The 14,934-nt window shown below is 70.3% G+C and carries 11 protein-coding genes, 1 tRNA gene and 1 pseudogene; 5 read left to right on the forward strand and 8 right to left on the reverse strand.

Annotation, left to right across the window (positions count from 1 at the left end):
- Positions 1-5 precede the first annotated feature (5 nt).
- Genes Sya03_RS29165 through Sya03_RS29180 form a run of 4 tightly spaced genes read right to left on the reverse strand, consistent with a single transcriptional unit; the run spans position 6 to position 6,668 of the window.
- Positions 6-3,041, reverse strand: coding sequence for a discoidin domain-containing protein (locus Sya03_RS29165; protein ID WP_203941659.1), 3,036 nt, complete (start codon positions 3,039-3,041; stop codon positions 6-8).
- 28 nt (positions 3,042-3,069) lie between these two features.
- Positions 3,070-4,230 carry a glycoside hydrolase family 88/105 protein gene (locus tag Sya03_RS29170; protein ID WP_203941660.1) on the reverse strand — a complete coding sequence of 387 codons (1,161 nt, stop codon included), beginning with the start codon at positions 4,228-4,230 and terminating at the stop codon, positions 3,070-3,072.
- 32 nt (positions 4,231-4,262) lie between these two features.
- The gene (locus Sya03_RS29175; protein ID WP_203941661.1) at positions 4,263-5,516 is read right to left on the reverse strand and encodes a glycoside hydrolase family 16 protein; all 1,254 of its coding nucleotides are present in this window, start codon (positions 5,514-5,516) and stop codon (positions 4,263-4,265) included.
- Between the two features lie 42 nt (positions 5,517-5,558).
- Positions 5,559-6,668, reverse strand: a complete 1,110-nt coding sequence (locus Sya03_RS29180; protein ID WP_203941662.1) for a glycoside hydrolase family 43 protein — start codon at positions 6,666-6,668, stop codon at positions 5,559-5,561.
- 297 nt (positions 6,669-6,965) lie between these two features.
- Here Sya03_RS29180 and Sya03_RS29185 point away from each other — a divergent pair, with 297 nt between their 5' ends.
- From Sya03_RS29185 to Sya03_RS29195, 3 genes are all read left to right on the forward strand, one after another.
- Positions 6,966-7,478 (forward strand): SigE family RNA polymerase sigma factor, encoded by a 513-nt coding sequence (locus Sya03_RS29185; RefSeq protein WP_203941663.1) that lies wholly within the window; start codon positions 6,966-6,968, stop codon positions 7,476-7,478.
- A gap of 4 nt (positions 7,479-7,482) precedes the next feature.
- A complete protein-coding gene (locus tag Sya03_RS29190; protein ID WP_203941664.1) occupies positions 7,483-8,460 on the forward strand; it encodes a hypothetical protein in 978 nt (325 codons plus the stop codon).
- 128 nt (positions 8,461-8,588) lie between these two features.
- Positions 8,589-8,660: transfer RNA gene (locus tag Sya03_RS29195), tRNA-Lys, on the forward strand.
- A gap of 85 nt (positions 8,661-8,745) precedes the next feature.
- On the opposite strand, the pseudogene Sya03_RS29200 reads toward Sya03_RS29195, so the two are convergent.
- From Sya03_RS29200 to Sya03_RS31940, 3 genes and pseudogenes are all read right to left on the reverse strand, one after another.
- A pseudogene (locus tag Sya03_RS29200) lies at positions 8,746-8,967 on the reverse strand (site-specific integrase); the annotation flags it as partial.
- A 482-nt stretch (positions 8,968-9,449) separates the two neighbouring features.
- A complete protein-coding gene (locus Sya03_RS29205) occupies positions 9,450-9,854 on the reverse strand; it encodes a PASTA domain-containing protein (protein WP_203941665.1) in 405 nt (134 codons plus the stop codon).
- A gap of 202 nt (positions 9,855-10,056) precedes the next feature.
- Positions 10,057-10,275, reverse strand: coding sequence for an AlbA family DNA-binding domain-containing protein (locus Sya03_RS31940; RefSeq protein WP_203941666.1), 219 nt, complete (start codon positions 10,273-10,275; stop codon positions 10,057-10,059).
- Between the two features lie 353 nt (positions 10,276-10,628).
- Between Sya03_RS31940 and Sya03_RS29215 the strand changes: the two genes are divergently transcribed.
- Positions 10,629-11,467, forward strand: a protein-coding gene (locus tag Sya03_RS29215) for an IS5 family transposase (protein ID WP_370871935.1) whose coding sequence is annotated in 2 segments (ribosomal slippage) — positions 10,629-10,967 and positions 10,970-11,467 — 837 coding nt in all. Because the reading frame shifts where the segments join, the coding sequence is not laid out codon by codon here.
- Between the two features lie 396 nt (positions 11,468-11,863).
- On the opposite strand, the gene Sya03_RS29220 is transcribed toward Sya03_RS29215, so the two are convergent.
- Positions 11,864-12,541, reverse strand: coding sequence for a pentapeptide repeat-containing protein (locus Sya03_RS29220; protein WP_203941667.1), 678 nt, complete (start codon positions 12,539-12,541; stop codon positions 11,864-11,866).
- Between the two features lie 804 nt (positions 12,542-13,345).
- On the opposite strand from Sya03_RS29220, the gene Sya03_RS29225 reads away from it, so the two are divergent.
- The gene (locus Sya03_RS29225; protein ID WP_203941668.1) at positions 13,346-14,809 is read left to right on the forward strand and encodes a glycoside hydrolase domain-containing protein; all 1,464 of its coding nucleotides are present in this window, start codon (positions 13,346-13,348) and stop codon (positions 14,807-14,809) included.
- Positions 14,810-14,934 lie beyond the last annotated feature (125 nt).

A 14,934-nucleotide genomic window follows, 5' to 3' on the forward strand; every position in this document is an offset into this window, starting at 1 on the left:
GGCCGTCAGCGCACCGCCAGCTCGACGAGTTCCGGGCCGCCGGCCCGCCAGCCGGGCACGGCCACCGCGACGTAGCGGGCGCTCGCCGGCCCGGCGAAGGGCGTGTAGGTCGCCCCGTCCGTGGAGGTCGTGACGACGGCCGCCGGGCGGGCGCCCCCGGTCCAGGTGAGCGCGACCGTGGTCACGGTGCGCGCCGTGCCGAGGTCGACGACCATCCGCCCGTCCGGGCCGGGGCGCCAGGCGGTGCCCGGGTCGCCGTCGACGGCGCGGGCCGGTTCGCCCATGCCGGCGGGCAGCGGCGAGGTGGGGAACGTGATCCGCCCGCGCGCCAGGTCGGTGCTCGGCGTGACGGGGCCGGCGACCGGCCTGGCGAAGCTGCGCGTGGCGCCGGCGGGCACCTGCGCCGGCGCCGACCAGCCGCCCGCCGTCAGGGTGACGTCGACGGCCGCCCCGGCCGGGGCGGTGACGGTGACGTGGTGCGAGTCGGCGACGGAGAACCTGGTTCCGGCGGGGGCGCGGCCGGTCACGGTGAACCGGGTGGGCCGGACCGCGCCGGTGCCCGCGGGCACCGAGGCGGTCAGGTCGAGGCCGCCGTCCGCGCGGACGACCGACACCCCCCGGTACAGGCGGTCGCCGCGCGGCAGGGTGAGCAGAACGCCGGTGACGGCGGCCGCGGACAGGTTGAGCAGGGTCAGGTAGCCGTCGGCGTCGCTGAGCCGCAGGGCGGCCGGGCCGCCGGTGGGCAGACGCCGGGCCGCCGCCGCGGCGAGGTCGGTGCCGCTGCCGACGTACCCCTCGACGAGGGTGGCGGCCGGGATCGTGACCCGGGCCGCGGAGGCCGTGATCGGGCTCGTGGCCCCGTGCGCGACGACGCCCGCGCGGCCGTCGATGCCGGCCCACGCGCCGAGCGCGGAGGAGGCCGGGGCGGTCACCGCCGTGGTCCAGGTGGCGCCGTCGGTGGAGGTCTGCACCAGGTACGCGGTGGCGTACGCGGACTCCCACTGCAGCCGCACCCGGCTGAGCTGGACGACGGCGCCGAGGTCGACGGCGAGCCAGCTGTCGGCGCGGCCGCGCTCCTCGCGGGCGACGGCCCACCGGGTGCCGCCGTTGCCGTCGACGGCGTTGGCGGCGGGGTAGCCCGGGTCGGCGGACGAGGCGGTGACGGTGCGGCCGCGGGCCCGGTCGGTGCCGCCGGTGTCGTACGCCTCCAGGGCGTACAGCGAGTAGCCGTACTGGTCGGCGGCGGCGCGGCCGAGGAACCGGACGTGGCGCGCGGCGCGGGCGGGGAAGGTGACGTCGTCGGTGCCGCCGTCGCCGAGCCCGGCCGCGGGCGTGACGGTGCCGGCCGGGCCCGTGAAGGTGCGGCTGCCGTCGAGCCCCGGCACGCCGGGCATGGTCAGGTTGAACAGGGTCAGCGCGGACGGCCCGGGTCCGGCGTACACGACGGTGCCGGTGGGCAGGGTGGCGTAGCCGGCCCAGCCGGCGGCGGTCTGCAGCACCGTGGCGGTGGCGTCGACGCCGTCGCGGGCCGCGGTGTACGCGGCCGTCCAGGTCCGGGTCGGCGGCGTCGCCTGCGCGGGCAGGAACGCGGACGCCCGGGTGTCGATCAGCCAGTTGTCGTGGCCGGGCTGCCACAGGAACCGCACCTGGCCGGGCTTCGTGACGGCCGCGGCGAACCCGGCGGTGCTCTGGTGCGCGGTCAGCCCGACGGCGCCGCCGAAGTGGCGGACGCCCGCGGCCGCGGCGAAGAACTCCGCGCCGGTCACCGGCTGCACGGGCGTCGCGCGCCAGCGGTGGAACAGGTACGCGATGGCCAGCTCGGCGCGCGCCTCCGGCTCGTACTTCTCCTCGCCGCTGAACTTCGTCAGCCGGTACTCGGGGGCGTAGCGCAGGTACGGCATCAGGCGCGCGGCCAGGTCGGCCTCGGCGCGGGCGGCGTGCCGGTCGCCCTGCACCTGCGCCAGGAACGCCAGCGGCAGCACGTCGCGGCCGTACAGGTGGTAGCGGTCGGCGACCATCGGCATCACCGGCTCGCCCGCGTCGCTGGCCAGCAGCCGCAGCGTCGCCCACAGCTCGCGGCCGTTCGGCTGGCGGGTCAGCACCTGCGGCAGCGGCTTGCCGGCGGCGAGGAAGTGCGCGGCGGCGCGGCCGGCGGTGCGCCACAGTTCCGCCTGGTAGTGCGGGTTGACCGAGTTGTGGTTCTCGACCACGAACGTGTCGTGCAGGTTGTGCGCGGTCATCAGCTGGTCGATGCGCCGGCCGTCGACGACCGCCGGGTTGGCCCGGTCGGCGGCGGGCAGGCCGCTGGAGTTGGCGGCCCAGAACACGAACCGGTCCCGCCAGCGCGCCGCCTCCGCGTCGCCCGCCGGGGCCCAGGCCAGGCCGGGCGCGATGGCCTGCGCGTAGACGCCCATCTCCTCCAGCTTGGTGTCGCCGCGGTGGCCGCCCGTGCCGCCGTTCGGCGTCCACGCGCCGCTGAGCGGGTCGTCGCCGGTGCCCAGCGCGTACGCGTACGCCGCCTGCCCGCGGGCGATCGCGTCGACGTGCCCCCGGGTGGTGGCGCTCAGCTCGGCCCAGAGCAGCCGTGCGGCGAGCACGAAGTACAGCTCGAACGTGGAGTCCCAGAACAGCCGCCGCCCCCACTCGCTGCCGCCGGCGAGCCGGTTGGTGGCCGCGAACCGGGTGATCGTGGCGAGCGTGCGCTGCCGCAGGGTGGCCGCGTCGACGCCGGCCAGCCCGGCGTCGTAGCCGTCGGTGGTGAGCAGCACGGCGTTGCCGAGCACGGCGGCGAACCGGAAGTCGGCCAGGCGGTAGGCGCCGATCGCCGGGTCCCACTGCTGCTGCACCCAGCGGGTGTGCGCCAGCAGCAGCCGGTGGTACTCGTCGGCCACCGGGCCCGCGGCGCGGGCGCCGGCCGGGGCGGCAGCGGCGGTGGCCGGCAGGGCGAGGGCACCGCCGGCCGCCCCGGCCAGGGCGAGCAGGGCCCGCCGGGAGATCGCCACCGAACCGTCGGCACGGCGCGGGTCGTCAGAGGGGTGCATCAGAAGGGCTCCAACCGTCTCGTTGCCGTCACTGCCCGCGAAGCTGCTCATTCATGATGAGGAATGCGCCGATGCCGTGGGTGTCGTTCACCCGCCGCAGCCGGCCGAAGTAGTAGTCCTCGTCGCCGATGTTGGTGCCCTCGCAGATGTCGGCGATCCGGGTCAGTCCGTCGGCTCCCACGGACAGCTGCTTCAGCACACCGTTGTATCCCTTCGTGGCGACCGCCCGGTACTCCTCGCCGAGCCAGCCGCGCTGCACGCCGCGCGACAGCATGAACGTGAACATCGCCGAGCAGGAGGTCTCCCGCCAGTTTCGGGCGTCGGTGCTCCTGTTCACGACCTGGTACCACATGCCGGTGTGGGCGCCCTGGTACCGGCGGTACCCGGCGGCCAGGTGCCGGACGATCTCGATCAGCCCGGCCCTGCGGGGGTGACCGGCGGGCAGGATGTCGAGCAGGTCGACGGCGGTCATGCCGAACCAGCCGATCGCGCGCCCCCAGTGCACCGTGGAGCGCCCGCCGTTGCCCTTCGCCCACGGCGCCGAGCCGTCCTGGTCGTAGGCGTGGAACATCAGCCCGTTGGCCGACTTCAGGTGCTGGAAGTAGACGGCCATGTTCTTGCCGGCCTGGTCGTAGCAGTACTCGGCGTCGCCGAAGGTGCGGCCGTACGCGGCGAGGAACGGCAGCGCCATGTACACCCCGTCGCACCACAGCTCGCCCCGCATGTTGACGTTGTGGATGAGGGCGCCGTCGGTCGTGCGCGGGTACGTGCCGATGCGCCGCCGGACCTGCTCGGCGGCCGTCCGGTACTTCCACAGGCCGGTCTCGGCGTACAGCAGCGGCAGCAGCTGCGCGGGCCGCATCGCATCGAGGCTGTTGAAGGAGTTGGCGATGCCGGCGTCGGTGACGAAGCGGTCGACCCACGCCCTGATGAAGTCGAGGTAGCGGCGTTCGCCGGTGCGCTTGTAGACCAGGTACTGGCCGTACAGGTAGAGGGCCTTGTGGTAGCTCCAGCCGCCGAACGTCGCCGGCGTGAAGCGGGTCATCGTCGAGTCCACGATCGCCCGCGACACGTCGGCCGGCAGTTCCGCCGCCCCGGCCGTACGGGGCAGGGCGACGGCGCCGCCCAGCCCGAGCGCGCCCACGGCGGCGGCTGATCCGGTCAGTACGGATCGGCGGGACATCTGCATGTCGAAACTCCGGTTTCTCGGGGTGTCCCGGGTCAGTAGCGGGACCATTTCTGGCTGGAGCCGCCGTGGCAGGTCCACAGGTGCAGCTTGCCGCCGTTGCTGGTCTGCCTGTTGCGCACGTCGACGCACTTGTCGGCGCTGATGTTCACCAGGTCGCCCGCGCCGCTGAGCGTGAACCGCTGGGCCGGGTTGCCGTTGCAGGTGACCAGGTTGACCTCGGTGCCGTCGGCGGTGCCGGCCCAGGCCGGGTCCATGCACTTGCCCATGGCCCGGACGGTGCCGTCGCCGTGGAAGGTCCACCGCTGCGCGGCGGTGGTGTTGCAGTTCCAGATCTGCAGCTTCGCGCCGTCGGCCGCGTTCGATCCGGGGATGTCGATGCAGCGGCCGCTGTGCGCCTGCCGCAGCCGGTCGCCGGCCGGCGGCGGGGTGCCGCCCGTCGTCCACGAGCGCACCCGCACCCAGTCGATCAGCATCTGCTGCGGGAACTGGGTGGAGCCGTCGGGGAAGCCGGGCCAGTCGCCGCCGACGGCCACGTTGAGCAGCAGGAAGAACGGCTTGTTGAACACCCACTGCCGCCCGCCGAGGCTGGCCGGGGTGACCCGGTGGTACTCGGAGCCGTCGATCATCCAGCGGATCAGGTCCGGGGACCACTCGACGGCGTAGGTGTGGAACGCGTCGGCCAGCGGCCGGCTGACGGTGCGGCTGCCCAGCAGCCCGGCGCCGCCGGAGTAGCCGGGGCCGTGGATCGTGCCGTGCACGGTGTTCGGCTCGCGCCCGATGTTCTCCATGATGTCGATCTCGCCCGAGTTGGGCCAGCCGACGCTGCCGATGTCGTGGCCGAGCATCCAGAACGCCGGCCAGATGCCCTGCCCGCGCGGCACCTTGATGCGCGCCTCGAACCTGCCGTACCGCTGGGTGAACTTGCCGGACGTGATGAGCCGCGCGGACGTGTACTCGCACCGCCCGTAGTGGCACTGGTAGTTGTTCGGGTTCTCCCGGCGCGCGGTGATGACCATGTTGCCGTTGCCGTCGTGGGCGGCGTTGCGCGTCGAGTTCGTGTAGTACTGCCGCTCGTTGTTCCCGAAGCCGTGCCCGGCGACCTCCATCGTCCATTTGCCCGCGTCGACGGGCGTGCCGGCCGCGCCGTTGAACTCGTCGGACCAGGTCTGCGCCCCGACGGCCGCCTCGGCGTCGTCGGCCCGGCCGGGCAGGTAGAGGGCCGCGGTGAGGCCGAGGACCGCGACCGCGGCCAGGACGAGGGTGCGTGGTCTTGCCTTGCTGGGCACAGTGGACTCCTGCGTGTCGCCGCGGACGGTGCTGGGGGCTGCCTACTCGAAGAACTTGAGGCTGTAACCGGTGTCGGTGGTGGCGCCGGGGACGTTGGCGCGGCGGTAGGTGGTCTTGCCCCACCAGACGGCGGTGCCGGTGTACCAGTAGCGGGCCGACCACGAGTACGGCGTGCCCTTGGCGACCCCGTGGTACATGATCGGGAACCGGTTGCCGGACGGCGGGCTCGCGGTGACGTCGCCGTGGTCGAGTACGAACGTGTTCTGGCCGGGCCCGTCGACCTGCGTGGTGGGGTGCCAGCCGGTCCGCATGTTCGGGGCGTGCGAGCCGAACAGGCAGCCGTTGCTCTTGTACCAGTCCCACACGTTGGTGGGGTTGCCGCCGGCGCGCAGCCGCAGGTCCGCGAGGCAGTACCTGCTGCTCCAGCTGCCGTTGGCGGAGTACACGACGTGCAGCTGGCCGTTCGGGTCGACGATGGGCTGCGGCGCCTCGTTGATGAACGGGTTGCCGACGGTGCGCTCCCACGACTCGCGCGGCTGGGAGATGACGAACCGGCCGCCCGTGGTCGTCGTGGGGCTGGTCATGCGGGCGATGTAGAGGTTCTGCTCGTTGGCGCCGGCGGCACCGGACCACCCCGACCAGACGAACCAGCGCTGCCCCTGGAAGGTGAACGGCGCGCCGTCGATGGCCCACTGGTCGCCGGGCAGCTGCACCTTGGTGTGGGCGCTGTAACCGGTGTCGGGCTGCGTGGAGCTGATGTGGTACATCCGGTGCGCGGAGCTGCGCCCGGCCGTGAAGTAGATGCGGTACCGGCCCTCGTGGTGCACGATCTCGGGCGCCCAGACGTCGCCGAGCTTGCCGGTGTCGGACCACACCTTCTTCCGGGGGGCGGTGGCGATGCCCTCGAGGGTGGTGGCGCTGCGCACGACGATGCCGCCGTCGGCCGTCTTCGCGGAGACGTAGCGGTCGCCGACCTTGATGACGCTGGGATCGGCGCCGCCGAGGGTGGTGCGGCCGAAGGTCTGGACCGGCGGCGCGGCGGCCCTGGTCTCGGCCCCGGCGGAACCGGCGACGGTCAGCCCGTACCCGGCGGCGACGGCGGACGCGAGGGCGAGGGCGGCGAGGCCGGCGAACCGGCTGCGGTGCGGCATGGGTTCTCCTGATCGTGCCGGTGGGGAAACGGCAACGCACGGTGGGCCGGGGCGGCCCCGAAAAGCGTCCTCAGAGGAGACAACGAATATGCATGTATGTCAATGATGGCAATTAATAATCTGCCGGATCATGGGCGGGCATAATTATTGCTCCGTTATATGACTGCAGTGTTTTTATTAGCGTCCGGTCCCTACCCCCGGCCGCCCTCGCCCCCTGGGACGATTGCCGCCACCACCCGGCGAAACCGTGCCGGACGGCGCGTCAACCTTTCGAGCCCCGACTCCGTCTAGGTGACCATGAGGATCAGATCGCCCCGGCACCACGACGACACGTTCTCCGCATTCGTGGCGAACCGCTCCGGACGTCTGATCGCCTACGCCGAGCTGCTCTGCGGCGACCGCGACCAGGCCCGCGACATCGTGCAGACCGCCCTGGTCCGGGCCTACACGCGCTGGCGGCACATCGAGCACGACGACCCGTACGGCTACGTGCACCGCTCGGTGACCAACGCGGTCACCGACCACTGGCGCAAGGCCCACCGCCGCTACGAACAACCCGTCGACGAGATACCCGACGTGCCGACGCCGGACGACACCACGATCGAGGACCGCCGCACCCTGCTGGCCGCCCTCGCCCGGCTCACCCCCCGCGAACGCGCCGTCGTCGTGCTCCGGCACCTCGACGACCACCCCGAACGCGACGTCGCGGACATGCTCAACGTCAGCGTCGGCACCGTCAAGGCGACCTGTTTCCGGGCGCTGCGCAAGCTCCGCGTGATCATCTCCGCCGAACCCACTTTCCAGGAGTAACTTCATGCCGACCCAGGATGAGTTGAGAAACGTGATGAACGACGTCGCCGCCACGACCGAACCCCTGTCCGCCGCGACCGTCCTGCACGCCGGCAAGCGGTACCGCAACCGCCGCCGCCTGCTCGCCGCCGGCGGCGCCGCCGCGGCCGTCCTCGGCGTGGTCGCCGGCATCGCCGTCCTGTCACCCGGATCGCCCGACGGCACCACCGGCGCGGGCGACGCCACTGCCCAGCTGCGCCAGTCCGTCGTGGCGCTGCAGGACGGCAACTACACCTTCACCCGCACCGGCGCCTACTTCCGCCAGGACGTCGCCCGCGGCACGATCGCCCTGCCCGACGGCTACCTGCTGGACCACGCGCAGGGCTCCACGGTGATGCGCGCCGGGGACAACGTCTTCCTCAAGTACGTCGGCGGCGGCAAGGAACAACTGGAGCAGATCAAGGCGGTCGCGCTGCCGCAGGTCCCCGCCAAGGACCGCCCCAAGTTCGCGGAGGCGTTCACCGCTCTGCTCGGCCCCGAGTGGATCCGCACCGACGAGAAACGCCTCACCGACACCGCCGCCGTGACGGAGCAGAGCAGCCTCGACTACATCACCCAGTTCCCGTCGGCCGCCCAGCCCGACGTCACCGGCGCGGACGTCCTCATCAAGGCGGTCACCACCGCCGAACGCGACGGCAACACCATCACCGGAACCCTGAACGGCACCGAGGTCGACGAGAACCTCGGCCTGCTCGGCCCGGTCGACGGCCCCGACGGCAAGACGATGTCCTACCGCGCGACGCTGGACGACCAGGGCCGGCTCACCGAACTCACCGTCCGCCCGGCCGCCCCGGCCTCCGCCCCGGCCGGCCCGTCCGAGCCCGACCCCGACCTGGTCATCACGATCTCGGACTACGGCCGCACCACCGCGCCGACGGCGCCGCCCACCAGCACGACGCTGAACGAGACGGGCTACGACCTGCTCGCCCGCGACGTCGACTGACCGGCTGTCCCGCCAGGCCGCCACCCGGCGACCGACGCGACCGCCGCAGCCCCCTCACCAGCCGAAACCCGATCAACCGCCGAGCACCGACACCGCCGGGCAGAGCCTCCCAGTACGCTGTCCCTCGCGGGCCGCTAGCTCAATGGCAGAGCTGTGGACTTTTAATCCATAGGTTCGGGGTTCGAGTCCCCGGCGGCCCACAAAACCGCAGCTCAGCGGCCCGGCTCACACTCCGGCCGGGCCGCAAAGCGGCAAGTACAGCAGCGAAGTACAGCAGTAGGCCCTTCATCGCTCCAGCGCCTTCCCCAGCTTCTTGAGCGCTTCGCGGGTCGCTGCCGATGACACCACGGTGTAGATCTCCATCGTGATCGCGAACTGGGCGTGCCGGAGAATCTGCATCGCGACCCGAGGATGCACGTCAAGGTCGGCCAGCAACGAGGCGCAGGTACGCCGGGCATCCCGCACCGTGATCCGACGGACGCCGGCCGCGTCGCACCGCCGGTTCCACCATGGGGGGCGAGGCGGCCCTCCGCTCGGGCTGCGGATGAAGGCTGGGGGCCGGGCGGCTCGCGGGTGTCTTGACTAGGACCTCGCAGCTCTGGTGGTCATTGTCAGATTGCCGGTAGTTACCGAGTGGGAACAGGCTGGTTCGGCGGTTCGATGCCCAATCTCGTGACGGCCGTGACGAAGCTGTCTCAGGACCTACGTGACCCGGCTAGGTGGGTCGACCGACAGCCGTGGCGCTCCGTTGGCACTCGCCCGGTCCAGCCGTAGTGTGCCGTCGCGTTCCACCCGGCGACCTTGCTGACATATTGCGACTGCTCGGCACGCCGTGTCTGGTGCTCACGGCTCGCCGACGTCCGGACAAACCGACGACAGTGTGTTCGGCGGCCCGTCGACGACCGGTCACGGCGACGACACGATGTCTAGCGGGTGGGGTCCCTGTCCGAACACTCGCCTTCCTGCAGGGGCGTGAGCCAGGAGGCTGGTCAATCGTCGCTGTCCTTCTTGACAGTCGCGGTGATGAAGGAGCCTGCTGCTACCGTCGAGCCGGCCTTCGGGTCCTGTGACACTACGATCCAGTTCGAGTCGATGACTGGTATCCGGTTCGCGCCTGTGGCGTCTTTCGCCGGCGCCACGTGCAGGCCAGCCGCGCGCCAGAGGTCCTGTGCTGATTGATAATCCAGGCCAACCCCACGCGGTACCTCAACCTTGGCGGCCTTTGGCGGGGCCTGCGTTGCGTCCTTCGAAGCCGTCGACTTCGTAGGAGCCGCCTCCGAACTCGCGATTGCTGCGGAGGGGGTTGTCGCCGCCATAGTGGTCGCCAAGGGAGCCGGTTCCGCAGCCTTGTCAGAATCACCGCAGGCGGCTATTGCGAGCATGATCGCTGTCATGATTGCCGCGGAACTGGTTCGTCGCAAACCAGGGCTAAGGCGTCGACTACTCACGTTTCCTCCATGCGTTGATGGTGCCCGATCCAGTGTCTGCGCTCAGACGCTGACCGCCATGGAACTTACGGTCAGGCTAGAGCCTCAACCGGGCCTCTGGCGACCAGCAGGACTCGAGGGAATTGGGGTAAAGGGTACTGGTTGTAGATCAACCGCTAGCCTCACGCAATTCCGCATCCGGTGACGTACACGGTGTCCGTTCAACTCCACTCGACTCACGCTCACGCGATGCCGGGGACGAGCTCGGCCCCTCCCTGATGCCGAGGTATAGGTGGCCGCCCCTGGAGTTGGCGAAAGCAGCGAACTGCTGCGCGATCAGGGCTGGCGGAGGAACGCTGGACTTGAACTCAGTCTCGTCGTCTTCCATCTTCGAGAGCAGCTCGCTTAGAGCGTCTAAGTCATTAGGTCAGGATATTTGGCCCATCAACGAGGGCGGTCGTCGACCGCCCTGAGTGAAGGTTGTGTCCGGGTGCCTTCCTCCCCGATGCATGTTCCGCATCGGAGGTGTCCGCACCGGTGAGGAAGTCGCCCTCGGTGTGAGGTGGCCGGCGTCGCGGAAGGCCCGCCGCGGTACAGCAGCGAAGTACAGCAACGCCTGCAACCACACGACCCCGGAAGCCGACGCCACACTACGTTCGACCTCGTCAGCGCATGATCCAGACCGTCCGGCGATCAGTTCGGGACGAAGCGATCGTGCCCGCCGCGTAGTGGCGACTTCGATTGGCCTGTGCGGTCATTGAGTCGCTTCTGCCGGTGCCGGGTCGCAGGTCCGGACGGTGGCGGGATCACCGTCAGGTGATCAATGGGATCCTGTGGAAGCTGCGCACTGGAGCGCCGTGGCGCGATCTGCCGGAACGCTATGGGCCGTGGAAGACCTGCCATGAACGGTTGCGGCGGTGGACCGATGACGGCACCTGGGATGCGATCCTGGCCCGGGCGCAGGTCTACGACGACGGGCAACCGGTCGAGTGGATCATCAGCGTGGACTCCAGCGTGGTGCGCGCTCATCAGCATGCTGCCGGGGCCCGTCAAAAGGGGGATTCGCGGGCGGGATCACGGTCGCGGCGACGGACGGTGAAGCGCTGGGTCGTTCCCGGGGCGGCCTGAGCACGAAGATCCACCTCGCGGTCGACGGCCGCGGCAGGCCCCTCGCGGTGGTGCTGACCGCCGGGCAGGCTGGGGATAACCCGCAACTGTTCGCCTTGCTCGACGCGATCCGGGTCCATGACGGCCGGCCGGGCCGGCCCCGGAAGAAGCCCGACATGCTGGTCGCGGACAAGGCCTACGCCCACGACCTCACCCGTACGGGCCTGCGGCGGCGCGGTATTGCCCACGCGATTCCTGAACGCGCCGATCAGGTCGCCCGCCGGGCTGCCAAAGGCAGCCATGGCGGACGCCCACCGGTCTTCGACAGGCAGGTCTATCGGCAGCGAAACGTCGTGGAACGCTGCTTCAACCGGTTGAAGCAATGGCGTGCCCTGGCGACCCGCTACGCCAAACGAGCTGCGCTCTACCGGTCATCGTTGCTGCTCATCGCCGCCCTGATCTGGCTCAAGTGATCGGCAGGACAGGCCCTAGTCGAGGAACCGACCGGCAAGGGCGGGAGTCCAGACGATGACTGAACTGGGCCGCGTACCGGTGGCCCGCCAGTGTTCGACGGCCGCCGGGGCCCAGACGCGGGCTCTCGGGGCGCCTGCCCGACCGAGCTGGACGGAATTGGCCTGGCGGGAATCGTCTCGGCCGCCGCCCAAGTATGGACGTGGCTGCGCCGCGACCACTCTCCCGAGGAGCCAGGTCGCGCCAGATAGGCGACGCAACCGAAGCACCCGTCACGATCCGGTTGACGGTGGGTACCGGAAAAACGCAGTGATCAGGACGGACCAGCGTTCTCACGATCACCCACATCCGCGCCTCGCCGAACGCGAATCAACCGAACTCGGAGAAGTCCCCGCTGATCATCCTGACCCTCGCGTGACCAGCTTGCGGACCATTTCCAGCAGTCGCGCGTTGGCTGCCTCGTCTATCGCATCCTGCGCGGCGGGGCAGAGCAGCAACTGTGGCTGACCACCGCGGTAGTCCTCGTCGAGCACCAACAGTACGGACTCAGCGCTCACCCTCTCAGCCTGGTCGCCCCATGTCCGAACCACCGTGAGCGCCGCTGGGAGCGTCACGGCCGGATCCGAGATGAACACGTGCCGCAGGTCGATCGGTAATTGCTGCAGGGACAGGTCGACGCCGGCGCGGAAGCCGCCTCCTAGCATCACTGCGTCACGGAAGTCGTTGCCTGCGACCTCATTAGACCGTTCCGGTGATGACCCGAAGACGGTCAGTCCCGGAAATTCGCCGCCGAAAATGCAGTCGACAAAATCGCCGTACGGAGCGATCCAGTCGCGCATCACGACGTTCCGGAACGTGCATCGTTCGAATCGCACCTGGTCCAGGCTGGTGCGCGCGAACCCGGATCCATCGAACGAGCAGTCCCGGAACACTGTCGGCGCCGAACCCACTCCCAATTCAGCGACATCGGCGCGTACATTGTCGAACCGGCACCGTTCGAACGTGCTCACTCCGACGGTCCAGTGCGAGATCCGCCGTTCGCTGAAGTCCTCGTCGCGATGCGTCTCGTCGATCATCACTACCTTGTCGCGGGCACTCGGCACTCCCCTAACCTCCCGACGGTCGTCGCCTCGATCTTGGCACCGTTCTTGGTATCGGTGATGTCAGGACCGTAGCTGGTGCTGTAATCGAACTGGCCGGGGAACCGGCGGTCGAGGGCATGTTTTGTGGCGCGGTGCACCGCATGCCCGTACCACCTCCGCAGCTTCCGCCCGTCACCCACCGCTACACCGCCTCCGCGCTGTCCGTTTAGGACTGGCGCGCGTGAATTCGGATGGCAGGCCAGAGGCCCTAGGAGGTACTCCCAGCCTGCCCTGTGCTCGTAAGGCGGATCACTAGAAGGAGTGCCGCTATCCGGCGATCAGCTAGCCGCGCGGTGCGTGAGCCGCGGATATGACCACGGTAGGGCCGACCGGCACATCTGACCTGCCGCAACTAGACGACGACGAATGAGTTCGGCCCGGCATCACGGACGCCCATATGCGGCGTCGTACAGCCGTGGCTGAAACTGTTTGAAACGCTTCATAGCCGACCGGGCTGCGCACTCCTACACCGGAATGGCGCCTGCCTGCCCCTGCAGTGGGGCCACATCGTCGACCGGGAGTGGCTATTCTCCTCCGGCCGCCCGCCGCAAGAAGTGAGGTCCAATGGCCACCGCCCCTGCCACCCGCGCGCGACTCCGACGCCCGGCCCGAGCCGTGCTCGTCGCAGTGACGGTCGTGGCCGTGACCGCCGTTGTCGGTGTGGCAGTGGCCGCCCAGCAGCCCACCGTCCCGACTCGAGTCCCGGCGCCAACCGTCCAAGTCGCGGCCGCGAAGCCGGTGACCGGACCGCAGCCGGGCACCTACGCCGGGCCGGCGTTCGACGCCTGCACCGCCCCGTCGAACGCACAGATGACGGCGTGGCTGAAGTCGCCGTACCGGGCGATGGTCGTCTACATCGGCGGCAAGAGCCGAGGCTGCAAGCAGCCCAACCTCACCGCCTCGTGGGTGAAGACGCAGAACAAGGCCGGCTGGCGGCTCATCCCGATCTACGTCGGCCCGCAGGCTCCGTGCACCTACTCCAAGGCCAAGCACAAGATCTCCACCAGTACGCCGGTCGCCGATGCCCAGACCGCCGCCACCGACGCCGCCGATCAGGCGAAGAAGCTTGGCCTCGCCCGCGACAGTGTGATCATCTATAACCTGGAGCGGTACCGCACCGGCGACGCCGCCTGCAAGAAGGCCGTGCTCGCCTTCCTCAGCGCCTGGACCGCCAAACTGCACGACCTGAGCTACCTGTCCGGCGTCTACAGCGAGATGACCTCCGGGATCCCCGACCTGGTCGGCGCCTACCGCACAGCCGGCTTCGTGCGCCCCGACTACATCGACTTCGCCCGCTGGGACAACGTCGCCACCGTCGACGACGCCGCCATCCCCGCCGACATGTGGGCCCCGAAGCGCCGGATGAAGCAGTACCGCGGCCCGCACAAGGAGACCTGGGGTGACGTCACCATCAACATCGACAACGACCACCTCGACATGGCCACCTTGCCCGCCACCCGCACCGGCGACGTCACCGGCAACGGCTGGTCCGACCTGGTCACCGTGCACCCCACCACCGGCGTCGTGGACCTGTGGTCCGGCAACGGCACCACGCTCGCCCGCAAACGCTTGACCACGACCGTCAAGGGCATGGACGCCGTCACCCGCACCGACTTCAACCGCGACGGCCGCGACGACCTCATCGCCCGCGAGAAGGCCACCGGCTACCTGTGGCTGCACCCCGGCACCGCCACCGGGCTCGGCGCCCGGGTACGGATCGCCACGGGCTGGAAGCACCCGCGCGAGATCACCGCCGTCGGCGACCTCACCGGCGACGGCAACCCCGACCTCGTCGCCGTCGACCCGGCCACAGGCCGCCTCATCCTGCACCCAGGCCTGCGCACCCGGATCGGCGCCGGCATCCGGATCGGCAACAGCGGCTGGAACGGCATGGACGAACTCACCGGCGCAGGCGACATCGACGGCGACGGCACCGTCGACCTCATCGCCCGCGTGAAGAGCACCGGCGTGCTCCGGCTCTATCCAGGCAGGCGCAACGCCCTCGCGACCCCGAAGGACCTGACCACCACTCACGCCCTTGGCGCCGGTATCACCGGCGTCGGCGACTTCGACCGCGACGGAATCCCCGACGTCATGGCCGTCGACACCACGGGCGCCGTCCACCGATTCGCCGTCACCGGCCGAGGATTCGGCCCGCGGATCAGGATCACTACCGGACTGAAGGGTTTGATCCCGTCCTGACGGCGGACCAGAACACAGCGGTTGCAGCACACGGGCCGCGATACCTGCGTCTGCTTGGCCGACATCTCAGTCCGTCACTGAGCGCGGTTTCGCTCCTCCGATCAACGGTCCTGCCGGCCCGCGCC

Origin of the sequence: Spirilliplanes yamanashiensis, assembly GCF_016863475.1 — a bacterium.
Classification (GTDB): Bacteria; Actinomycetota; Actinomycetes; order Mycobacteriales; family Micromonosporaceae; genus Spirilliplanes; species Spirilliplanes yamanashiensis.